The sequence below is a fragment of the Embleya sp. NPDC050493 genome (assembly GCF_044458105.1).
GTDB lineage: Bacteria > Actinomycetota > Actinomycetes > Streptomycetales > Streptomycetaceae > Embleya.
Map to the genome: position 1 here is coordinate 185331 of NZ_JBITHP010000006.1, position 21478 is coordinate 206808.

At 70.5% G+C, this 21478-nt stretch carries 16 protein-coding genes; 7 read left to right on the plus strand and 9 right to left on the minus strand.

Translation table 11 applies throughout. The features are described from left to right. Positions 1-274 precede the first annotated feature (274 nt). A complete protein-coding gene (locus ACIBM5_RS14985) occupies positions 275-832 on the plus strand; it encodes a type 1 glutamine amidotransferase domain-containing protein (protein WP_396007371.1) in 558 nt (185 codons plus the stop codon). A 42-nt stretch (positions 833-874) separates the two neighbouring features. On the opposite strand, the gene ACIBM5_RS14990 is transcribed toward ACIBM5_RS14985, so the two are convergent. Then, positions 875-1444: a hypothetical protein gene (locus ACIBM5_RS14990; RefSeq protein ID WP_396007233.1), complete on the minus strand. Its 570-nt coding sequence runs from the start codon at positions 1442-1444 to the stop codon at positions 875-877. Positions 1445-1530: 86 nt separating this feature from the next. Between ACIBM5_RS14990 and ACIBM5_RS14995 the strand changes: the two genes are divergently transcribed. Beyond that, entirely contained in the window at positions 1531-2208 is a 678-nt protein-coding gene (locus ACIBM5_RS14995) for a response regulator transcription factor (protein WP_391587072.1), read from the plus strand. 146 nt (positions 2209-2354) lie between these two features. Continuing rightward, positions 2355-3716, plus strand: a complete 1362-nt coding sequence (locus tag ACIBM5_RS15000) for a sensor histidine kinase (protein WP_396007234.1) — start codon at positions 2355-2357, stop codon at positions 3714-3716. A gap of 609 nt (positions 3717-4325) precedes the next feature. Here ACIBM5_RS15000 and ACIBM5_RS15005 read toward each other — a convergent pair. From ACIBM5_RS15005 to ACIBM5_RS15020, 4 genes are all read right to left on the minus strand, one after another. Then, entirely contained in the window at positions 4326-4724 is a 399-nt protein-coding gene (locus ACIBM5_RS15005; protein ID WP_396007235.1) for a hypothetical protein, read from the minus strand. A gap of 198 nt (positions 4725-4922) precedes the next feature. Then, positions 4923-8882: a discoidin domain-containing protein gene (locus tag ACIBM5_RS15010; RefSeq protein ID WP_396007236.1), complete on the minus strand. Its 3960-nt coding sequence runs from the start codon at positions 8880-8882 to the stop codon at positions 4923-4925. A gap of 812 nt (positions 8883-9694) precedes the next feature. After that, positions 9695-10924 (minus strand): styrene monooxygenase/indole monooxygenase family protein, encoded by a 1230-nt coding sequence (locus tag ACIBM5_RS15015; protein WP_396007237.1) that lies wholly within the window; start codon positions 10922-10924, stop codon positions 9695-9697. 214 nt (positions 10925-11138) lie between these two features. Then, positions 11139-12296, minus strand: a complete 1158-nt coding sequence (locus ACIBM5_RS15020; RefSeq protein ID WP_396007238.1) for a hypothetical protein — start codon at positions 12294-12296, stop codon at positions 11139-11141. 174 nt (positions 12297-12470) lie between these two features. Between ACIBM5_RS15020 and ACIBM5_RS15025 the strand changes: the two genes are divergently transcribed. Next, positions 12471-13670, plus strand: coding sequence for a CaiB/BaiF CoA transferase family protein (locus ACIBM5_RS15025; RefSeq protein WP_396007239.1), 1200 nt, complete (start codon positions 12471-12473; stop codon positions 13668-13670). A gap of 82 nt (positions 13671-13752) precedes the next feature. Here ACIBM5_RS15025 and ACIBM5_RS15030 read toward each other — a convergent pair whose 3' ends face one another. Next, entirely contained in the window at positions 13753-14166 is a 414-nt protein-coding gene (locus ACIBM5_RS15030; protein WP_396007240.1) for a hypothetical protein, read from the minus strand. Between the two features lie 183 nt (positions 14167-14349). Here ACIBM5_RS15030 and ACIBM5_RS15035 point away from each other — a divergent pair, with 183 nt between their 5' ends. Together ACIBM5_RS15035 and ACIBM5_RS15040 are read left to right on the plus strand one after the other, a co-directional pair. Then, positions 14350-16863, plus strand: coding sequence for a DEAD/DEAH box helicase (locus ACIBM5_RS15035; RefSeq protein WP_396007241.1), 2514 nt, complete (start codon positions 14350-14352; stop codon positions 16861-16863). Positions 16864-16903: 40 nt separating this feature from the next. Beyond that, entirely contained in the window at positions 16904-17287 is a 384-nt protein-coding gene (locus tag ACIBM5_RS15040; RefSeq protein WP_396007242.1) for a hypothetical protein, read from the plus strand. 35 nt (positions 17288-17322) lie between these two features. Here ACIBM5_RS15040 and ACIBM5_RS15045 read toward each other — a convergent pair whose 3' ends face one another. From ACIBM5_RS15045 to ACIBM5_RS15055, 3 genes are all read right to left on the minus strand, one after another. Further along, positions 17323-17685: a hypothetical protein gene (locus ACIBM5_RS15045; RefSeq protein WP_396007243.1), complete on the minus strand. Its 363-nt coding sequence runs from the start codon at positions 17683-17685 to the stop codon at positions 17323-17325. A gap of 70 nt (positions 17686-17755) precedes the next feature. After that, complete coding sequence (locus ACIBM5_RS15050; protein WP_396007244.1) at positions 17756-19075, minus strand: ammonium transporter; 1320 nt, start codon at positions 19073-19075, stop codon at positions 17756-17758. A 215-nt stretch (positions 19076-19290) separates the two neighbouring features. Beyond that, a complete protein-coding gene (locus ACIBM5_RS15055) occupies positions 19291-20184 on the minus strand; it encodes an IclR family transcriptional regulator (RefSeq protein ID WP_396007245.1) in 894 nt (297 codons plus the stop codon). 118 nt (positions 20185-20302) lie between these two features. Here ACIBM5_RS15055 and ACIBM5_RS15060 point away from each other — a divergent pair, with 118 nt between their 5' ends. Continuing rightward, positions 20303-21421, plus strand: a complete 1119-nt coding sequence (locus tag ACIBM5_RS15060; protein ID WP_391587083.1) for an LLM class flavin-dependent oxidoreductase — start codon at positions 20303-20305, stop codon at positions 21419-21421. The last annotated feature ends 57 nt before the right edge of the window (positions 21422-21478 follow it).

Genomic DNA, 21478 nt, shown 5'->3' on the forward strand with positions numbered 1-21478 from the left:
CGGGTTCGGAGCGCGCTCGAACGCGGGGTGGGCCGGGCGTCGGGTCGGATGGGCCAGGTCGGATCGGATCGGCCCGGGTGTGATCGGGCTGCGGATGTGGTCGGGCCCGCGGACCGGACCGGTTCGGTTTTCCGTCCGGTGTCGTGCCCGTGCCGGTCCGGTGTCGTGTCCGTGCCGCGTTTGTCGTGCGGCCGGTAGGGCAGGCGGTCCCGAGGCAACCGTTGCCGCCGCACCGCACGGAGGGATGTGCCGCATGGCGTCCGAGCTTCAGGGTCTGAGCGTGGCCTTCCTCGTCGCCCCCGAGGGCTTCGAGCAGGTGGAGCTGACGGAGCCGTGGCAGGCCGTGGAACGGGCCGGTGGCCTGCCGAAACTGATCTCCACCAAGGCCGGCGAGGTGCGGGGCTTCGACCACTTGGACCGGGCCGACGCGTTCCACGTGGACGCCGGGATCGACGCGGTGGGCTCGGGCGACTTCGACGCGCTCGTCCTGCCCGGCGGTTTGGCCAACCCGGACTTCCTGCGCACGCAGCCGAAGGCCGTGGAGTTCGTCCGGCGGTTCTTCGCCGAGGGCAAGCCGGTCGCGGCGATCTGCCACGCGTTGTGGATCCTGGTGGAGGCCGACCTGGTGCGCGGACGGCAAGTCACCTCGTGGCCGAGCCTGCGCACCGACCTGGAGAACGCGGGCGCGACCTGGGTCGACGAGGCGGTGGTGGTGTGTACGGCGGGCACCAACACGCTGATCACCAGCCGCAAGCCGGACGACCTGCCGGCCTTCGACAAGGCGATCGTCGCCGAGTTCGCCGAGTTCGTCAGGGTCGGGAAGAACCGGTAGCGCGGCCGATCGCCCCGGGCCGGCGGCCCGGATCCCCATGGCTCAATCCTCGTAGGTCGACGCGATCGGCTGGTGTCCGTTCCAGACCACGAACACGGACGAGGTCCGCCGGTTGCTGACGAAGTCCACTCGGATCCACTTGTCGCCGGGCCACACCTTCACCGACCACCCCGGGTTCGGGGTCGCGGCGATCAGCGTCACGCTCGTGGCCTGATACCGGAACGAGGCCCGCCCGCCCCGCACCTCGAAGCTCTGCACCGCCGGAGTCGGCGGATCCTCCCGAAGTTGTGCCGGCGGTACCACCGGCGTCGTCACGGGCTTCGGCGACGGCGGGGCGGTGGACGCGGACGGCGACGGGGGCGCGGAGGTCGGCGGCGGCGTGCGGTTGATGGCGGAGATCAGGTCGGGCGCCTCGCCGGCCTGCGGTGCGACCGATGTCGGCGGCGGAGAACTGATCGTCGGCGGCGGTTCGTCCCCGGCGACCAGGGTCGGTGCCCGCGGCGGCTGGAACACGGTGTCGCGCAACACACTGCGCACGCCCCACCAGGACAGCGCGACGGCCATCGCGGTGACCGCGAGCCACACCGAGATCGATGTGATGGTTCTGCGCACGAGCCCTGTCCTCCAGCCTCTGTTCCAGCCCCGGTGTTCGCCTCCCGGGCCGGCCGGATCGGAGACTACGGGTACGGTTCCGAACCATGGCACAGGTGCTCGTGGTCGAGGACGACCAATTCGTACGTTCGGCGCTGATTCGCTATCTCACGTCGTCCTCACACGCCGTTCGCAGCGTCGGAACGGCTCTCGAAGCGTTGCGCGAAGTGGCTCAATACCCCTTCGATGTGGTCATCCTGGACCTCGGCCTGCCGGATCTGGACGGTTCCGAGGCATTGAAGATGTTGCGTGGCATATCCGATGTCCCGGTGATCATCGCGACCGCCCGGGACGACGAGGCCGAGGTGGTCCGGCTGCTCAACGCGGGTGCCGACGACTACGTGACGAAGCCGTTCTCCGGCGAACACCTGGGCGCGCGCCTGTCGGCCGTGCTGCGCCGTGCGAGGGGGCGGACCACGCCGGACGTGTTCACGGTCGGCGGGCTGCTGATCGACACCAGGCGCCGTGAGGCACACCTGGACGGGCGGGAGCTGGAGCTGACCCGGCGCGAGTTCGACCTGTTGGCGTTCCTGGCCGCGCGGGCCGGGACGGTGGTGCCGCGACGGGAGATCCTTGCCGAGGTGTGGGGCCAGTCGTACGGTGACGACCAGACCATCGACGTGCACCTGTCCTGGCTGCGTCGCAAGCTCGGGGAGAAGGCGCGGGAGCCGAGGTATCTGCATACCGTGCGGGGTGTCGGGGTGAGACTGGAGCCGCCGGCGTGAGGCCGACGTCGGGCTCGGACGCGGGGGCCGGGTCGGGCGGGGACGGGTCGGCGGGTGCGCGTACGGCCGGGCGGGCGCAGGCTTCGGGAGGTCGAGCGCAGCCTTCGGCGGGCCGGGAGGGCAAGCCGCCCCGGGCGCCGAAGGGGGTGCGGGGAACGCTGGTGCGGGTCTCGCTGGCGGTCACCACGATGGTCGCGCTGGCGTTCTTGATCCCGTTGGTCCTGGTGATCCGGGAGATCGCCGCCGACCGTACGTTCACCGACGCCGAGCGGCAGGCCGCCGCGTTGCAGCCGGCGCTGGTGATCACCACCGACCGGGCGGCGCTGGAACCGGCGATCGCGAGCGTGCCGGCCGGTTCCGGCGGCCGGATCGCGATCCATCTGCCGGATGGTTCGGTGCTGGGTCGCCCGCGGGCCGGCGAGCGCAGTGTGGCCACCGCGCGGGAGTCGGCACGCTCGTTCCGGGTCCGGGCGGGCGGCGGATGGGCGCTGTTGCAACCGCTGCTGTTGGACCAGGGGCGGATCACCGTGATCGAGGTGTACGTCCCGGACGGCGATCTGGAGAACGGCGTCAATACCGCCTGGATGGTGCTCACCGGGGTGGCGGTGGTGCTGGTGGGCGGCTCCGTGGTGGTCGCCGACCGGCTCGGTGCGCAGGTGGTGCGCTCGGCGCGGGGACTGGCCTCGGCGGCTCGCTCGCTGGGTACGGGCGACCTGGCGGCCAGGATCGCGCCGCAGGGCCCCTCCGAACTCCAGGAAGCCGCCACCTCGTTCAACACGATGGCGGATCGGGTGGAACAACTGCTGGCCAACGAAAGGGAGATGGCCGCCGACCTGTCGCATCGGTTGCGCACTCCGCTGACCGCGCTGCGGTTGAACGCGGCGGCGCTGGGCGAGGACCCGGTGGCGGAACAGACCCGGAACGCGGTGGCGCAGTTGGAGCGTGAGGTCGACGAACTGATCCGCACGGCACGGCGATCGAGCGCGAGTATCGAGGCGGTGGGTTGCGACGCGGCCGAAGTGGTCCGCGAGCGGATGGACTTCTGGTCGGCGCTGGCCGAGGACGAGGACCGACCGTGGCAACTGGTGGGCGCGGACCAGCCGGTGCGGGTTCCGGTGCCCCGGGGCGACCTGGCGGCGGGGCTCGACGCGATGCTGGGCAACGTGTTCCGGCACACGGAGGAGGGCGTGCCGTTCTCGGTCACCCTGCACTCGGGTCGGGACGCGGTGATCCTGCTCGTGGCCGACGGCGGCCAGGGGATCGCCGACCCGGAGAGTGCGCTGCGGCGCGGGCACGGGCAGGGCGGCGACGGCTCCACGGGACTGGGGCTGGACATCGTCCGGCGCCTTGCCGAGGCCACGGGTGGGGAGGTCGGATTGGGTCGGTCGGTGCTGGGGGGCGCGGAGATCAGCGTGCGACTGGGCGGCGGGCGCACGGAGGCGGTCGTCCGGCGCAGTCGGCGGGCGGGGAAGGGCGGGCGGGGTCGACGACGGATGGGGGTCGGGTGAGTGGGCGGGGGCTGGTTCGGGAGCGGTACGGAGGCGGAGCTGGTTCGGCGACGGTTCGGGGTTGCTCTGTCGGTGGTCGGCGGCCGGTCCGGAGTCGGCCTGCCGACTGGTTGGTTGTTCGGTTCGAGTCCCGATTTGCGGGCGCCCCGACCTTGGTTCGACCGCGGGGGAGAGTACTTGAATCCGGGGATCTTCTCACTGTGAGTCACCGCGCATGTGCCGCCCGGTACCGCGAACCCGATCGACCCTTAAGTGCGCCTTAAACCCTTGCCTCGGGCCTAATCCGGTCGGGTCGACAGGTGTTCTTCGGCCACGGTTTTCACTAGCCTTCAGAACGACGGTCCATTCGGAACCAACGGGACTCCCCCCTTTCCGAGTGGCCCAGGCGCAGCCCAATCCCCCCCAGGGTCTGTAGCCGTTCGGGGATCTCGCATCCCCGGCCGCTCGTGTCCCCACCCCCACCCGGGGCACGACGGCATCCCGACCCGAGAGCGAAAACTCTCGGGTCGGGCTTTTTTATTGGGCGACTCGGCCGCCGACTCGCGAGGGTGGTGAAGCGCCGATGCCCGGGGGCGTGGATGCGGCGAAGCGGTGCGGCCCGGTCGGGCGTCAGGCGTTGTGTCGGGGGCGTTGGATGCGGACCTCGTGGGCGGTGGACAGGGCCGGGTGGTAGGGGAGTTCGAGGTGGCGGACCGTGGTCACGGTCACCGTCGCGTCGTTGCTCCACAACACGGGGATGCCGAAGTCGACCGTGCCGTCGCGGCGGGTGAGGCCGAAGTGCTTCAGGGTGTGGCCGTCGGAGCGGACCTCGGCGGTGACCCAGGCGCCGGCGACCGGGTTGCCGCTCGTGGTGGTGATCTCGGCGGTTGCGGTGGCCCACCACGGGCCCTGGCCGTCGGGGCGGCCGAGTTCGCTCGCCTTGCCGGTGACGGACGTCACGGCCAGGCCCGGCCCCTGGTGCGCCGGGGTGGGCATCGGGAGCGATCGGGCTTCGCGGTCAGGATGCATGGGACGGCTCTCCAGGGCTTCGGCGATCCGTAGAGCCTGTCCGGAGCCGGCGTGCACGACTCGACGGCAGGGTTTTCGGTGGGTGAACGGAGCCCCAACATCGGTTCGGACCGGTTACCGATCCTTGATTGTCGAGGGGATGACCGGGTGGGCCGGTGCCGCCGGGGCGGGAGGGCCTCGGCGGCACCGGGTGTGTGGTCAGGGGTTGATGGTGATGGTGAAGGTCGACGTGGTGTTGCGGACGTTCTGGACGTTGTCGCTCATCCGTAGGCCGTTGAAGGTGACCGAGCCGACCGCGGGACCCTGGCCGGGTTCGGGTAGCTCGTTGGCCCAGACGCCGAACCCGGACTTGGCGTCGTGGGCGTCGCCGCTGCGATGTGCGCCGGTGATCGAGATGTCGGTGAAGACGGTGTCCGCGACCGGGAACTGCGGTCGGCCGCCCACGTAGTTGGTCTGGAACATGATGCCGCCGTAGGTCGGGTCGACGATGTCCACGTCGCTCACCCGGATGCCCTGGAAGATCTTCGAGGCGGAGAAGAGCCAGATCGCCGGGAAGACCTGCCCGTTCCAGAAGTGGCCGCCCGCGCGGACGATGGAGATGTTCTCGAAGGCGGTCGGTTCGGTGCCGAAGCCGTTCATCGGGTAGTTGAAGTCGAGCGAGCTGATGGTGATGCCGGAGTAGACGAGGGTGTCCGCGATGCGGATGTTGCGGAACGTGTTGGCGTAGCCGCCGTAGACCGCGACGCCGGCCGCTCGCCAGGTCAGCATCGAGGTCAGGTTCTCGTACACGTTGTTCTTCTCGTCCGCGCCGCCGGCGTCGATCGCGGAGAACAGCGCGAAACTGTCGTCCCCGGTCGAGCGGGCCTCGATGTTGTCCAGGTGGTTGTCCGTGCTGCCGTTGGTCATGTTCACGCCGTCGGCGAAGGTGTCCCGGATCCGGGTGTTGCGGATCGTGATGCCGTCGGTGTTGGCGCCCCAGTACAGGCAGACGGTGTGTTCGTTCCAGACGTTGTCGATCAGGATGTTCGACACGTTGGCGAAGTCGAACACCTTGCCCGGGCCGTCGATTCGCGAGGTGTAGTTGCCGAAGTAGGCGAAGCCGGTGAACGAGGAGCCGTTCGCGGACGCCTCGGCGCGGAAGCCGACGTCGGTGTTCTCCTGTGTGGTGGGTGCCTCGAACCTGGTGAACCAGGGGCCGGCGCCGACCACCCGGACCGCCTTGCCGTACACCTGGAACTTGCTTGCGGTCGGGTACGTGCCGGGCGGCAGGTAGACGCCGACCAGCGTGCCGGTGGGGTCCATCCGGACCCGGTCGAGCGCGTTCTGCACGTCCTGGTGGGAGAAGCCGGCCGGGACGGCATAGGTCGCCGGGTTCGGGTTCGCGATCGGGGCGACCTGCTCCAGGTTGACGAAGTCGATGGCGTAGCTGGTGGTGTTGGCGGCGTTCTTCTGCAGTTTGATGCGGCTGCCGGCGCGCACGGTGGTCCCCAGCATGACGTTGGCCTCGTCGTAGATGTGCCGAGGGCCGCCGGCGCCGGGGGAGTTGCCGGGGCCGGCCTCGTTGCCGTACAGCCAGGCGTACTTCGAGGTGAGGTTGACGGCCTTGCGGAACGTGCCGTCCACGTACAGGTCGAGCGTCGCGTCGATGCCGCCCCCGCCCGGGGCGTCCGGAATGGAGAATCGGGTGACCAGGGTGTTGGTGTCCGCACGGGTGGTGAACTCGACCGAGCTGCCGGTGGAGTTCAGGGTGACCGCCCTGCGGCCGGATGCCTCGCCGGCCGGGTCGCCGACGACCCGGTTCGGGCCGACCACCGCCGCGCCGCCCGCCAACACGCCGTCCTCGGCCTCGTACATGTCGTAGGGCAGATGCGCGCCCCGGCCCACGAACAGCGGCCGGGTGCTCGTGTTGTTGCCCTGTTTGACCGGGAGTTCGGCGGCATCCGGGGCGATCACCGTGGTGACGGTGTACGTACCGTCCGCGGCGGGCCAACTCCCCAGCGGGATCCGCGGGGTGCTCGTGCCCGGGGCGAGCACGCCGGTGTACGTGCCGGTGAGGGTGCGTACGGAGGCGCCGGCGGCATCGGTCACGGTGAGCGTGACCGGGTGCGCGCCGGGTGCGGTCGCCACCGTGCCCTGATTCCTGAGCGTGACGGTGAAGGCGACCGGGTTGCCGGCCGCCGGGCTGTCGGGGGTCCATTCGACGGCCGAGGCGACCAGGTCGGAGCTGGGCACGGGGGTGACCAGGACCGGACCGGGCGCGGTGTACGCGTTGTTGGCCTCGTTCTGTTCGATCACGGTGTTCGCCTGGTCGATCCGGGCGCTCGGTGTATAGCTGCCGGCCGGACGGGTGCCGATGGTGGCGGACACGGTGGTGCGGTCGCCGGCGGCGAGGGCGCCGACCCGGGCGGTGCCGGCGAGGGTGCCGTCGAGATAGAGGTCGACCGTGGTGGCGCCGGCGGCGACCGGACCGATGTTCCGCACCGTCGCGGACAGCGTGATCGGGTCGGACTCCGCCGGTGCGGCGGGGCTCGCGGTCAGTGCGGTGACGGTGAGGTCGGGGTTGGGCGCGGGGACGCCGATCACCTGGAACTCGGCCACCTGGCCGCCCGGTGCACCGGAGTTGGTGGTGATCCGCAGGCGCAGATCGGCGACCCGGCCGGTGACCGGGATGGTCACGGCATTGCCGCCGGAGCCGGGCGCGAAGTTGCGTACGGCCGCCGGGGCCAGGGTGGCGAAGGCACCGGCGCTCTGTTCCCGGCCGAGCACCTCGATGGTCTGGGTGCGCGGGCCCCAGACCGGATCCGGGTCGAGTCGGACCACGACGGCGCTGACGTCGGCGTTCGAACCCAGTGCCACGGTCAGCGTGTCGGGGTAACCGTTGCCCTCCCAATAGGTGTTCGTCCTGTCGTCGTTCGCGTTCGCGGCGACGAAGTTCTGCGTCGTGGAGGACGCGGTGATCGGCTTGCCGACGGCCAGGTTCGTGCCGCCGCCGCCGCCGGTACCGGTCCGGGTCACCGTGTCGCTGTTCGGCGAGCTGTTGCCGGCGGCGTCCCGGGCCACCACGTGGTAGCTCACCGTCGCGGTGTCCGGCTGGGTGTCGGTGTAGCTGCGCACGTTGCCGGCGACGGTGCCGCGCAGCACGCCGTCGGCGTACACGTCGTAGCCGGTCACCCCGACGTCGTCGGTCGCGGCGGCCCAGGTGAGCCGGATCTGCCCCGGGGCCGGCTGGGTGTAGGCCAGCGCGGTGGGCGCGGTGGGGGGTCGGGTGTCGCCGGTGGTCGGACCGTAGATCTCGAATTCGGACATCTGGGCGGCGGGCCAACCGGTGTTGGCGGTGACCCGGACGCGCAGGTATCGGGTGGTCACCGGGTCGAAGGCGAGCGTGACGGTGTTGTCGGCTGCCGGGTCGAAGACCCGATCGGCCGAGGGGAGGACGTCGGTGTAGGTCGTCCCGTCGGTGCTGCCCTGGAGGGAGAGCGTCTGGGTCCGGCGCTCCCAGCCGGCGGGCAGCTTGAGCACCACCCTGTTCACCGGGATCGATGCCCCGAGGTCGGCCCGGATCCATTGCGGCAGCGCGTTGTTGGTGCTCTCCCAGTAGCTCGCCTGTGCGCCGTCGCCGGCATTGGCGGCGGTGTAGGGCGAGTTGGCGCTGCTCGCGGTCAGGGTTTTGCCGAGGGCGAGGTTGGTGGACGACTCGGCTGCGGTCTCCACGTCGAGTTCGGCCAGTTGTGCGGCGGATGCCTTGCTGTTCGCGGTGATGTCGAGCCGGACGAACCTGGCCAGGGTGGCCGGGAAGCGGATCCGGACGGTGTTCGCCGAGGCGGGTTCGAAGGTGTAGGTCGCCCGGCCGACGACGGTCTTGAAGCTCGTGCCGTCCTCGCTGCCCTGCACGGCCAGCGTCTGACTGCGCGCGGCCCAGTGGCGGGGCAGCTTGAGCACCACACCGTCGATTCGGGTGCTGCGCCCTCGGTCGACCTGGACGGCCTGGGGGAACGCCGTGCCGCTGCCCTGCCAGTAGGTCTCCTGGTCGCCGTCGGTTACCGCGGTGACGGCGGAACTCGCGCTCCGGGCCCGCCCGGCGGCTGTGGCCGACGTGCTGGCGCCGGCGGTGCCGACGGCAACGGCCAGCGCCAGCAGGGCGGTTGCGAGTGTGGTCATGGCCGATCTCGGTGCCGGTGGTTTCGTCCTCATCGCAATCCTCTGTTCTGTTCGCTCGCGGGGGAGGGGACGTGCCCGGGAGGTTCGATCCGGAGGTTGGCTTGTCGGGAGGTTCGATCCGAAGGCTCCTCCGGGAGGTCCGGGAGGTCCCGGGGGTTCGAGGACCGAGGGTTCGGGGGGTTCGGGGGGTTCGGTCGGGAGGTGTGTTCCGGAGGCTCGGAGCGCGCGGTGGTCCGTCCCGGGGCCGGGCAGGCCGGAGAGCGGGTCGGCGTGTGGACGACCGTTCGCAGGGGTGGCGAGGTGAAGCCGGACGTGCACCCGCCGGCTGGTGGGATCGCGCCGGGGGATCGGCGTGTTCGCGTCACGGATCGGAATTTGCGGACTGGAGCCGGTAGTTCCCAAGGATCTGTGAGGTTTTTGCAGTGGCCGAGATCAGAGTTGCAGACGTGTTTCGAACCCGTCAACGCCCGGGACCCCGCGGGATACCGGCGCGGGGCGGGCACCGGTGATCGCCCTGCGCGCGCTGTCGCCGCTTGCGTTGTGGTCGGCGGGCGACGGTGCTGGCCGGCGCGTCGCGGCAGGCCGAGGGCACGGCGAAGTCGCAAGTGGCGGCGCAATTTTGCGCCGAAATTACATGCCGGTACAGCACACGCGCCCTCGGCCTGCCGCCGGTCGGGCGAGCCGGCGGGACGGGCATGCGTCGAAGCGGCCGGTGACACCTCGGCCGACGCGGCGCGCGAGGGGTCACCGGCTCTACCGTCGTCCGGTCGCCGCTCGGCGTGTGGTCGACGGGTGGGCGTGGAGAGGCCGGCCTACAGCGCGCCCACCTTTGTCAGGAACGCCATCGTCTTCTCCGGGTCGTACATGAACTCCTCGAACTCCACCGGGTTGTCGAAGGCGCTCATCACCGCGTCGCATACGGCCGGGCAGGTGTTGCCCGCGCCCATCAACATCTGCACGTGCTCCGGGGGCACGCCCAGGAGCAAGGAGGAGAACTTGACGCCGTGTCGGGCGCGGGACCAGAACGCGTCGAACACCGATTGCATCCAGGCGGCGTCGAACGCACGATCGCCACGCGCGACGATCTCGTTCAGATACAGGTCGGCGGCCCGCGCGGCGTTGTTGGAACCCTGGCCGCTGATCGGGTCGTTGGTGACCAGGACATCTCCGATGCCCAACGCGATCCCACCCGAGGGGAGTTCGGCGATCGGCTTGCGCACGATGGGGGAGAAGCCGCCGCTGAGCACGCACATCGGATCGGTGAGTTCGGCGCGGCTGATCCGGTCGTGATCCCACGGCGCGAACTGCCGGACCAGGTCTCGCATCACCGCCCAGTGGGTGTCCGGGTCGCGCACGTCGCGGAACACGTCGAGCGGGCCGCCGGGCACGGCTTCGAGCAGGATGATGTCGCACGGGCCGGTCAGCGTCAGGCCCGGGAACATGATGATCTCGCCGATTCCGGGTATCGCGTTGACGTGCAGCGCGTCGTGGCCGACCTCCGGGCGCGGTGTCGCGCCGTGGAAGTATGAGACGGCCAACTGCCGCTGTGGTGTGGTGAATTGGGACCGGTCGTGATCCCGGTCGAACATCGACACCAGTTCGCCCTTGCCGGCGGCGACCACGACCAGGTCGTAGTTGCGGGTGTACCAGTCGATGTCGGAGACCGCGACCGGATGCACCACCAGGTTGCCGCCGCGGGACACGAACAGGTCCATCCACGCGGGCATCTTCATCCGCTGGTCGACCGACTGCGCGCCACCCAGGTCGCCCAGCCAGTTCACCACCGGCGTGCCGTCCGGGCCGGGGATGGTGAACCCGGCCCGGGGAATCGGCGGTACCCGACCGGACCACAGGTCCAGGCCGTGCGGCTGCTCCAGCGCGATCGTCGACGGCATCATGATCTGCGTCGAGGTCACCCGCCCGGCGCGGATCTCGTCGGGCGTCCGCTCGGTCATCACGGTCACGTCGTAGCCGTGGGCCAGCAACCCCAGGCCGAGTTGGAGCCCGGATTGGCCGGCACCGACGATGAGGATCCTGCGCATGGCTGACGTCCCTTCCCCTGATCAAGGTCGACAGCATCGTATGGCTCGCGCTGCGTGTTCAGCGGTGTACCGACCGAGAAAGAAACCGCGGCCCACCGCGGCGTGTTCGACACCGGGCACGAGCGCCACCGCGCACCCGCGCACCGCGCACCCGCACCACCACGCACCCGAGGCCGCGCCGCCCGACAACCGCGCAAGGGCAGCCGCCCACGCCCTACATGAACGAGGACTCCGCAGTGAGCCCCAGAGCGGGGTCCGCGCCCGTCACGATCGGCTGGCAGTTGCCCCAACCGACCCCGCCGCCGACCGGGTCGGTCACCCGGACCACCGTGTCTCGGATCTGGTGCAGCCGGCGGGCCTGTTCGGGGGTCGAGCAGTCCGCGATCCGCTCGCCCTCCACGTGCAGGTCGCCGCGCCACTCGCCGTGGTGTCGGCCGTCCAGACCGAAGTACAGTCCCGCGCCGAGGTGGAAGCCGGTCGCCGAGATCACCTCCACCTCCAGCGGCCGGGCCGAACCGTCCGCCATCGTCGCGTGCAACTTCCCGCCGCGCAGCCGCCGGTTGACCGGGTCGTAGCTCAAGTCCGGTACCAGGTCCGCCCATTCGTCCACCCGGCCGTCGGGGTGCTCGACCCCGCCCATCACCCGCTTCTGCGTGAAGCCGGGCCCACTGGTGATCTGGTAGTGCAGGAACAGCGCGTACCGGCTGCCGTCTTGGCGCTCCATCAGGATGGGCGCCCAGATCATCCGGAACGACATCGACGCGGGCATCCCGGCCGGCTCCAGGTCGGCCGCGGGCGCACCCACGTCGTAGCGGGTGCCCCACGAGTGGTCCCGCGTGGACACCCACGTGTCGGGGGTGATCCCGGTGCGCTCGCCGTCCACTTCGACCCAGCCCGACGCGACCCCGGTCTGGTGATAGCGCACCAGGTCGGCGGTGGTGCGATAGGCGCGCCGGTGGTGCGTGCGGTCCTCGCAGGCCGCCGGGACGACCGCCTCGAAGGTCCAGTCGAAGGCGATCGGCTGGGCCTCGTTCGCCTCCAGCACGAAGCGCACCACCCGGAGCGGCTCGACCACCTCGTAGCGGATCGGACCCACCGTCGTGGTGTGCGGTGCGGGCGACAACCGGCGCGAGGCGCGCACGGTGAGCTGCTCGACGCCGCGCGAGACGCCCGCGTAGCCGTCCATCACGTTGCGGTTCGTGTACTTGCCCAGCCCGAAGCCCAGTTGCAGGCTGCCGTCCCGGGCCGCGGCCATCGCGCAGACCTTCTCGGTCCACGACGGGTCGGTGGTGGCCACCGTCGCGAACGTCTCGGCGACCTGGTGATGAAAGCCTTCGTCGGCCGCGGTGAGCGGCCCGATCGGGTTGGTCACGAATCCTCCGTCGATCGGCGTCGAGTCCCGAGTACCGGGACGCTGCCGGATTCTCCGCCGGCCCTCGCCAACAGACCAGAGCCTTGACCTGTGACAGAGAACCTGTTTTCGTCATTCGGGCAGCCGAGCCGTCGGATGCCGTTGTGCGAGCGACATCGGAGGGGGAGCGGCAGCATGGAACGTGTTCCGATCGACGGACCTCTTGCCGGCCTGCGCATCGTGGACCTGTCCACGGCCGCGACCGGTCCGTACGCGGTGACCCTGCTCGCCGATCAGGGCGCCGACGTGATCAAGGTCGAACGACCCGGGATCGGCGACATCTCCCGCTGGATCGGCACGGCGACCGGGGGCATCAGCGCGCTCTACCAGATGTGCAACCGCGGCAAGCGCTGCGTCGGGGTGGACCTGCGCACCGAGCGGGGCCGCGACCTGGTGCGCACCCTGATCGCCCGGGCCGACGTGGTGGTGCAGAACTGGCGGCCCGGCGTGGCCGAACGGCTCGGCCTGGGCTACGCCGACGTGCGTCGCGACGATCTCGTCTACTGCTCGATCTCCGGCTTCGGGGCGCACGGGCCGTATGCCGGCAAGGGCGCCTACGACACGGTGATCCAGGCCTACGGCGGGGTCGCCGAGAACCAGAAGGACCCGGATACCGGCCGCCCGAGGTTCTCCAACCAGGCCCTCGCCGACAAGGTCACCGCGCTCACCGCCGCGCAGGCGATCACCGCGGCGCTGTACGCACGCGAGCGCGGGCGCGGCGGCCAGCACCTCGAACTGTCCATGCTGGATGCGGTGATCTCGTTCATGTGGGTCGACTCGGCCGGCAACGACGTGCTGCGCGACGGCGACGGCAGCCAACCCGGCAGCTTCGTCGCGGACGTACGCCCGTACGCCTTCCTGGACGGCTGGGGCATCGCCACGCCCACCTCGGACGCGGACTTCGCCGGCATGTGTCGTGCGTTCGGCGTCGAGGGGTACGACGACCCGCGGGTGGCCACGATCGCCGAACGCCGGCGCAACCGCGAGGTCGGCCACGCGCTGGTGACCCGCTGCCACGAGGCCGCGACCAAGCTCACCGTCGCCGAGGGCATCGCCCGCCTGGAGGCGGAGAACGTGCCGTGCGGGGTCGTGCTGGGGCCCGGTGACCTGGCCGGCGATCCACACATCGCCGCCGTGGGGGTGCTGGAGGACGACGTGCATCCGACCGCGGGGCGGCTGCGGCAGCCGCGGCACCCGACGCTGTTCGGCGGTACGCCCGGGCGGCTGGGTGCGCCGGCTCCCACGCTCGGGGCCGACACGGATGCGATCCTCGCCGACCTGGGCCTCGACCCGGATCAGGTGGCGCAGCTGAGGGCGGCCAAGGTCGTCTGTTAGGGCCTGCGGGCGGCTGCCGGGGCCTTGGACGCCGGACGGGCTGGGCTTGGTTGTTCTCGAACGCCCGGCGGTCCGGGTTGTTTCAGGGGCGCATGACCGTCCACTGCTCTCTGGCGCTCCAGCCCGAGTCGTGGCCCTGGGCGTCCTGGACTCGGACGCTCCAGTAGTAGGTCACGCCCTGCTCGACGCGGAGGCCGGACGGGCGGAGGCCGGTGTGTTCGGTGGAGTGCACCACGCCGCTGTCCCAGGTGTTGGGGTCCACGCCGCCGTCGGTCACCGTGTCGACCGCGTGCGGGTCGGTCGAGACGACCAGGCGGTATGTGCGCTGTGGGTGGATCCGGCCGCCCAGACGGACCGTCCAGCCGATTCCGTCGGGATCCGTTTCCGGGTTGTGCGGCGGCGCGACCGCGGTCAGCGTGGCGGGTCGCGAGGGGCTCGCCGTGCACCCGAGGAGGGTCCCGGTCGACGCCAGGCCCAGGAGAACCACGAGGCCCATCCGACTCGCTCGTCGTATCGGCCTCACGCGCACCCCTGTCCCCGATGGCAAATGATCCCGGTGACCCTACGGATGTGACACGCGTCACCGGAAGTGCTCCGGCCGCGGTGTACGGGACGCGCGCGCACCGGCGGAATCCGGGTTGCGTCCGGGCGCGGGCTCGCGAGCAGGCAGGATAGACGGGTGACTCTCATCGATCTGCTCCCCGCCGAGGCCGACCCCGACGCCCTGTACGAAGCCTTCGCGTCGTACGCGGAGGAGCGCGGTCTCACCCTGTATCCCGCGCAGGAAGAGGCGCTGATCGAGTTGGTCTCGGGCAACAACGTCATCCTCAACACGCCGACCGGCTCGGGAAAGAGCCTGGTCGCCGCGGGCGGGCACTTCGCCGCGATGGCGCGCAAGGAGCGCAGCTTCTACACCGCGCCGATCAAGGCGCTGGTCTCGGAGAAGTTCTTCGACCTGGTCGCCCAGTTCGGCACCGAGAACGTCGGGATGATGACCGGCGACGCGTCGGTCAACGCGACCGCGCCGATCATCTGCTGTACCGCCGAGGTGCTGGCCAACATCGCGCTGCGCGACGGCGCGGACGCGGACGTCGGTTTCGTGGTGATGGACGAGTTCCACTACTACGGCGACCCGGACCGGGGCTGGGCCTGGCAGATCCCGTTGATCGAGCTGCCGAAGGCGCAGTTCCTGCTGATGTCCGCGACGCTCGGCGACATGGACCACTTCCAGCGCGACCTGAAGCGGCGCACCGGCCGGTCCACCGCGATCGTCAAGTCGGCCACGCGTCCGGTCCCGCTGTACTTCACCTACCGGGTCACCCCGCTGCACGAGACCATCGAGGAACTGCTGACCACGCGTGAGGCGCCGATCTACATCGTGCACTTCACCCAGGCGTCGGCGGTCGAGCGGGCCCAGTCGCTGATGAGCATCAACATGTGCACGCGCGAGGAGAAGGATCAGATCTCGTCGGTGATCGGCGGGTTCCGGTTCACCACCAAGTTCGGCCGACAGCTCTCGCGCTGGGTGCGGCACGGGATCGGCGTGCACCACGCGGGCATGTTGCCCAAGTACCGCCGGCTGGTGGAGCGGCTGGCCCAGGCCGGGCTGCTCAAGGTGATCTGCGGTACCGACACGCTCGGAGTCGGGGTCAACGTGCCGATCCGCACCGTGCTGTTCACCGCGCTGTCCAAGTACGACGGTCAGCGGGTGCGCCGGCTGCGGGCGCGCGAGTTCCACCAGATCGCCGGGCGGGCCGGGCGGGCCGGCTTCGACACCGTGGGCAACGTGGTCGCGCAGGCCCCCGAGTACGAGATCGAGAACATCAAGGCGCTGGCCAAGGCCGGCGACGACCCGAAGAAGCGCCGCAAGGTGGTCCGCAAGAAGGCGCCGGAGGGCTTCGTCGGCTGGAACGACGAGACCTACACCAAGCTCCAGGAGGCCGAGCCGGAGCCGCTGGCGTCCCGCTTCCGGGTCACCCACGCGATGCTGCTCGCGGTGATCAACCGGCCCGGCAACGCGTTCGAGGCGATGCGGCACCTGCTCACCGACAACGACGAGCCGCGCGCGCAGCAACTGCGGCACATCCGGCAGGCGATCGCGATCTATCGCTCGCTGTTGGACGGCGGCGTGGTGGAGAAGCTCGCCGAGCCGGACGAGGAGGGCCGGATCGTCCGGCTCACCGTGGACCTGCAGGCCGACTTCGCGCTCAACCAGCCGCTGTCCACGTTCGCGCTGGCCGCGTTCGATCTGCTCGACCCGGAGGCGCCGACCTACGCGTTGGACGTGCTCTCGGTGGTCGAGGCCACGCTCGACGACCCGCGCCAGATCCTCGCCGCGCAGCTGAACAAGGCCAAGGGCGAGGCGGTCGGCCAAATGAAGGCGGACGGGATCGAGTACGAGGAGCGGATGGAGCGGCTCGCCGACATCCAATACCCGCGCCCGCTCGAAGAGTTGCTCGAACACGCCTACGCGATCTACATGCGCAGCCACCCGTGGGTCGGTGACCACCCGCTGTCGCCCAAGTCGATCGTGCGGGACATGTACGAGCGGGCGATGACCTTCGGCGACTACGTCGGCTGGTACGAACTCGCGCGCACCGAGGGCATCGTGCTGCGCTACCTGGCGAGCGCGTACAAGGCGCTCAACCAGACCGTGCCGGACGACGCGAAGAACGAGGACCTGCACGATCTGATCGCGTGGCTGGGCGAGTTGGTCCGCCAGGTCGACTCCAGCCTGCTCGACGAGTGGGAGAAGCTGGCCAACCCGGACGCGACGCAGGAGGAACTCGACGACATCGAGGGCCGCACCACGCCGGTCACCGCGAACGAGCGGGCGTTCCGGGTGCTGGTGCGCAACGCGCTGTTTCGTCGGGTGGAACTCGCGGCGCTGCGAAGCTACTTCCAGCTCGGCGAGCTGTCCGAGCAGGAGGGCGACGGCAACTGGGACGCGGAGCGCTGGCAGGACGCGCTGGAGGACTACTGGGACGAGCACGACTCGATCGGCACCGGCCCCGACGCGCGCGGCCCCAAGCTCATGCAGATCACCAAGGAGGACTCCGCATGGCGGGTCCGTCAGGTGTTCGACGACCCGGCCCAGGACCACGACTGGGGCATCACCGCCGAGGTCGACCTGACCGAGTCGGACGAGACCGGACGTGCGGTCCTGCGGGTGGTCGCGGTCGACCGGATGTGATCTCCCGCCCGCGGCGCGGCGGGTCGGGCAGACTGGGCCGATGACGAAGAAGCGCTCCACGGTCGACGCCCACGGTTCGATCCTGTCCTGCCGCTCGCACAACTCGGTGTTGTCGATCGCGTCGGAGGGCTCGGTGCTCTCGATCGGCTCGGTGGGGTCGGTGTTGTCGATCGGCTCGGTGGGGTCGGTGTTGTCGATCGGCTCGGTCGGCTCGGCCCTCTCGGCCGCGTCGATCGGCTCCTACCTGAGCGCGGCATCGGCGTTCTCGGCCCAGTCGGTGTGGTCCGCCCTCTCGATCCAGTCCAGCGGCGGCATCCTCGACCACCGCAACACCCGACGACTCGCCCGCCGCGCAGCCCTCCCGGCGAGCGCGGCGCTCACCTGCGTGGTCGCCGCCGCGCTCCTGGCGCGCAAGTCCCGTTGACACGCCCGGCCCCTGAGCGGATCGTCGGACCACGCTCAGACGACCTGGCCGATGCGTTGGCCCGTTACGCCCAGTAGCCGCCCCGTGTCTTTTTTGGTCACGTGGGCATCGGACAGTTTCGCGGCAGCCGTGCGCAAGGCTTTCCGGCTGCGCTCCTGGGCCGCGGCGGCTTCCCGCGCGGCGCGGCGGTAGGTGTCCACGGCGGCCTGGAGTTCGTCCGGAAGGTCGTACGCGATCGTCAGGTCCGCGTCGACGTCCAAGCCGAGGGCGTGCAGCCCGTCACGCACCATGGCCTCGACCTGGTCCAGGCCCTTGACCTGGCTGAACAGTCCTGCCTCGGGGACCAACAGAGCCCACCAGTCACCCGACCGCCGCACGGTCACGGTGTATGTGGTCACTTCCACCAATCCTTCCCGAACTTGTCCTCGAAGAACTCGAGGATGCTCCGCGCCGTCGGAGGGAGTGGGCTCAGCCCAGGTCCAGGTCGTCGGAGGGTTTGGGGGTGGGGCGGAAGGTGGGGCCGGGGGTGCGTTTGGTGCCGGCGAAGGCGGTGAGGTCGTAGGCGGTTTCCGCGTGTACCGCCAGGTCCAGGCCCAGCTGTTCGTGGTCGGCGTGGGCGCGGAAGCCGATGGTGCGGTCGATCACCTTCGCGATCGTGTACGTGACGCCGAAGGAGAACGCGGACACCACCACGATCGCCACGAGCTGCTTGCCGAGCAGTGCGAGGCCGCCGCCGTGCAGCAGACCCTCCGGCCCGCCGGTGACGTCCCCGGCCGCGAACAGGCCGATCAGCAGCGTGCCGACCACCCCGCCGACATAGTGCACGCCGACCACGTCGAGCGAGTCGTCGTAGCCGAAGCGGTGCTTCCAGCCCACCGCGAAGCTGCACAGCACGCCCGCGACCAGGCCGATCACCAGCGCGCCGGGCAGGTCCACCACGCCGCAGGCCGGGGTGATCGCGACCAGGCCCGCGACCGCGCCGGAGGCCGCGCCGAGCGTGGTGGCGTGCCCGTCCCGGCGCTTCTCCACCGCGAGCCAGCCGATCAGCGCGGTACACCCGGCCGCCTGGGTATTCACCAGCGCCTGTGCGGCCAGGCCGTTCGCCCCCAGTGCCGAGCCGCCGTTGAAGCCGAACCAGCCGAACCACAGCAGGCCCGCGCCGAGCACCACGAGCGGCAGGTTGTGCGGCCGCATCGGATCGCGCTTGAAGCCGATCCGCGGGCCGAGCACCAGGGCCACGGCCATGCCCGCCGCGCCGCAGTTGATCTCGACCACCAGGCCGCCCGCGAAGTCGAGCGCGCCGAGGCGGTGCGCGATCCAGCCGTTCGGCCCCCACACCCAGTGCGCGAGCGGCACGTACACGCAGACGACCCACACCGCGCAGAAGAGCACCCACGCCTTGAACCGGGTGCGGTCCGCGATCGCCCCGGAGATCAGCGCCACGGTCAGGATCGCGAAGGTCAACTGGAACGCCATGAACAGCAGCTCGGGCACCGTGCCGTGCAGGTCGGTGGGCTTGGTGCCGGCCATGAACACGGAGCCGAGATCGCCGAGCAGTCCGCCGCCCACGTCGCCGCCGAAGGCCAGGGTGTAGCCGAAGGCGATCCAGACCACGGTCACCACCGCGATCGCCACGAAGCTCATCATCAGCATGTTGAGCACGCTCTTGGCCCGGACCATGCCGCCGTAGAAGATCGCCAGGGCGGGGGTCATCAGCAGCACGAGCGCGGTGGCCACGAGCAGCCACGCGGTGTCTCCGGCGTTCAGGGCGTCGGTCGCGACGGTCATGCGGCTCCCTCGTGGGCCTGATGGGGTCTCAGGTCAGGGTGGGCAGCCCGGGTTTCCTGGCGTATACCTCGGTGTTACGCGCGGGTTAAGGAACCCGCTCCGTGTTACGTGCGGATTGCCCGACGATAAGCGAGTGCTCACGCGGTGAGCACCCCGACACGCTCACGAAACACACGTCCGGGGGCCACCCGTGCGGTGCCGCGGCGCCCCCCGGGCTACTCCGGTGCCCGTCCGCCCGAGCGTCGGGTCACCAGGCGGGCGACCGAGGCCAACCGCTCGCCGTGGGTCGTCACCCGGCGGCCGGTCACGCCCTCGAGCCCGTTGAGGGTGAGGGCGACGGCGACCCGACCGGCGGCGTCGAAGACCGGGGCGACCAGGGTCGAGATGTCGTAGACGGTGTCCGGCTCGACCGCGATCAGCTCGTACTCCTCCTCCCCGAGCGCGGCGGCCAACTCGGCCAACCGGTCGCGCAACAGCGTCGCCTCGCGCGGGTGTTCGGCCATGCGCTCCAGCGTGTCGCCGATCCGGGTGCGGGTCGGGCTGTCCAGGGTGATCGAGTACCCGCGTTCGCGGACCGCCGCCAGTGTCGGCGGCAGGTGGATCCGGGCCGTGCCGCGCACCCGCTCGTCCAGCCGGCCCAGCCACGCGTCCACCTCCGCCGGCGGGGACCACGCGTGGAAGACCTGGCCGAGCGGCGGCACCATGCGCAACCGCTGACCCACCCGGACGTCGGCGGAGGCCAACTGCGGCCGGCCCTCCACGGCCAGGATGACGATCTCGTCGCCCACCGCGACGCTGGCGATCAGCTCGGTCTCGAACTCGTCGGCCAACTCGCGCAGGTGGGCCCGGGCCAGGTCGACCGCCGGGTTGCCGCGCAGCGCCGCGTCGCCGAGCGCGACCAGGGCCGGACCCAGTTCGTAGGTCTTGCGGCGTGGGTGCCGCACCAGGTAGCCGGCGTCCTCCAGGGCCTGGAGCACCGACAGCGCGGACGCGAGGTTGATGCCGAGCGCGGTGTGCAGCTCGGAGAGCGTGTATGCGCCGCCCGGGTGCGCGGCGAAGAAGTTCAGGATCTCGACCGCACGACCGGCGGCGAGGGCGGGACGAACCATGTCGGCGACTCTCCGACCCTGCGGGCACCTTGTGGCCGGTACCTCGGCGGGTCACACTCGGGACCACGAAATACGGGATTCGAAAACATTTTTCAATATACCGAAATGGAGTGGCTCGATGAAGCTCGACGTGCTCTACGAAGTGGACGTGCCGCGCCCGTGGCACGGCGAACACCCGCACGGCCAGCGGCGCGAGGAACAGCGTGCGTATCGCGAGGCGGTCGAGCAGATCCGGCTGGCCGACCGGATGGGCTTCAACACCGTGTGGGCGGTGGAGCACCACTTCCGCGAGGGCCGCTCGCACATGCCGGCCTCCGAGGTCTTCCTGGGTCACCTGGCCGGGATCACCGAGCGCATCCGGATGGGCTTCGGCGTCACGCTGACCCCGTTCGGCTTCACCCCGCCGCAGCGGATCGCGGAGAAGGTCGCGACGGTGGACATCCTGTCCGGCGGCCGGGTCGAGTGGGGGACCGGCCGTTCCACCCCGATGGAGCAGACCGCGTTCGGCGTGGACATCGCGCGGTCGCGGGACGACTGGCGCGAGGCGATCGAGATCGTCACCGGCATGTGGCGCGAGGAGTACTTCGAGTACGAGTCGGAGCGCTTCTCCTTCCCGCGCCGGATGGTCACCCCCAAGCCGTTCCAGGACCCGCACCCGCCGTGCTGGATGGCCGCCACGTCGCAGGGTTCGGCGGAGATCGCCGGCCGCAACGGGCTGGGCATGTTGTCCTTCTCGATCATGCAGCCGCTGGAGACCATGGCCGCCCAGGTCGCCGCCTACCGCGCCGCGGCGGCGACCCCGACGCCGCTCACCGACGTGACCACGAACAAGGTCGCGGCCTACACCCTGGTGCACACGACCGGGCGCAAGCAGATCGACCGGCGGGTCTGGGACTCGGTCGCGTGGTGGTACAAGAACCTCGCGATGTTCACCCTCGAATGGGAGCTGCCGCATCTGTCCCCCGAGGAGCAGGACAAGACTTTCCCGCTGCTGAAGCCGATGTTCGAGGGCAACGTCCCGGTGGAGACCTTCGACGCGGCGGACATGATCGTGATCGGCGACGTGGAGACCTGCATCCGCAAGATGAAGCGCTACGCGGACCTGGGCGTGGACGAACTGATCTGCTACGTCCAGTGGGGCTTCCTGGAACACCGGGACATCCTGCGGACGATCGAGATCCTCGGCAAGGAGGTCATCCCGGAACTGGAGAAGTACCAGCCGACCCCGCAGTCGTAGGCCGGGTCCGGCGGCACCTCGGGACGAGCCGGGCAAACCGGATCCATCTCCGGATTG

What these genes read in the sequence shown, in the direction of transcription:
- ACIBM5_RS14995 (WP_391587072.1), top strand. Translation starts at nt 1,531, where the DNA reads ATGGCACAGGTGCTCGTGGTCGAGGACGACCAATTCGTACGTTCGGCG.
- ACIBM5_RS15005 (WP_396007235.1), bottom strand. Translation starts at nt 4,724, where the DNA reads ATGCATCCTGACCGCGAAGCCCGATCGCTCCCGATGCCCACCCCGGCG.
- ACIBM5_RS15010 (WP_396007236.1), bottom strand. Translation starts at nt 8,882, where the DNA reads ATGACCACACTCGCAACCGCCCTGCTGGCGCTGGCCGTTGCCGTCGGC.
- ACIBM5_RS15015 (WP_396007237.1), bottom strand. Translation starts at nt 10,924, where the DNA reads ATGCGCAGGATCCTCATCGTCGGTGCCGGCCAATCCGGGCTCCAACTC.
- ACIBM5_RS15025 (WP_396007239.1), top strand. Translation starts at nt 12,471, where the DNA reads ATGGAACGTGTTCCGATCGACGGACCTCTTGCCGGCCTGCGCATCGTG.
- ACIBM5_RS15030 (WP_396007240.1), bottom strand. Translation starts at nt 14,166, where the DNA reads ATGGGCCTCGTGGTTCTCCTGGGCCTGGCGTCGACCGGGACCCTCCTC.
- ACIBM5_RS15040 (WP_396007242.1), top strand. Translation starts at nt 16,904, where the DNA reads ATGACGAAGAAGCGCTCCACGGTCGACGCCCACGGTTCGATCCTGTCC.
- ACIBM5_RS15050 (WP_396007244.1), bottom strand. Translation starts at nt 19,075, where the DNA reads ATGACCGTCGCGACCGACGCCCTGAACGCCGGAGACACCGCGTGGCTG.
- ACIBM5_RS15055 (WP_396007245.1), bottom strand. Translation starts at nt 20,184, where the DNA reads ATGGTTCGTCCCGCCCTCGCCGCCGGTCGTGCGGTCGAGATCCTGAAC.
- ACIBM5_RS15060 (WP_391587083.1), top strand. Translation starts at nt 20,303, where the DNA reads ATGAAGCTCGACGTGCTCTACGAAGTGGACGTGCCGCGCCCGTGGCAC.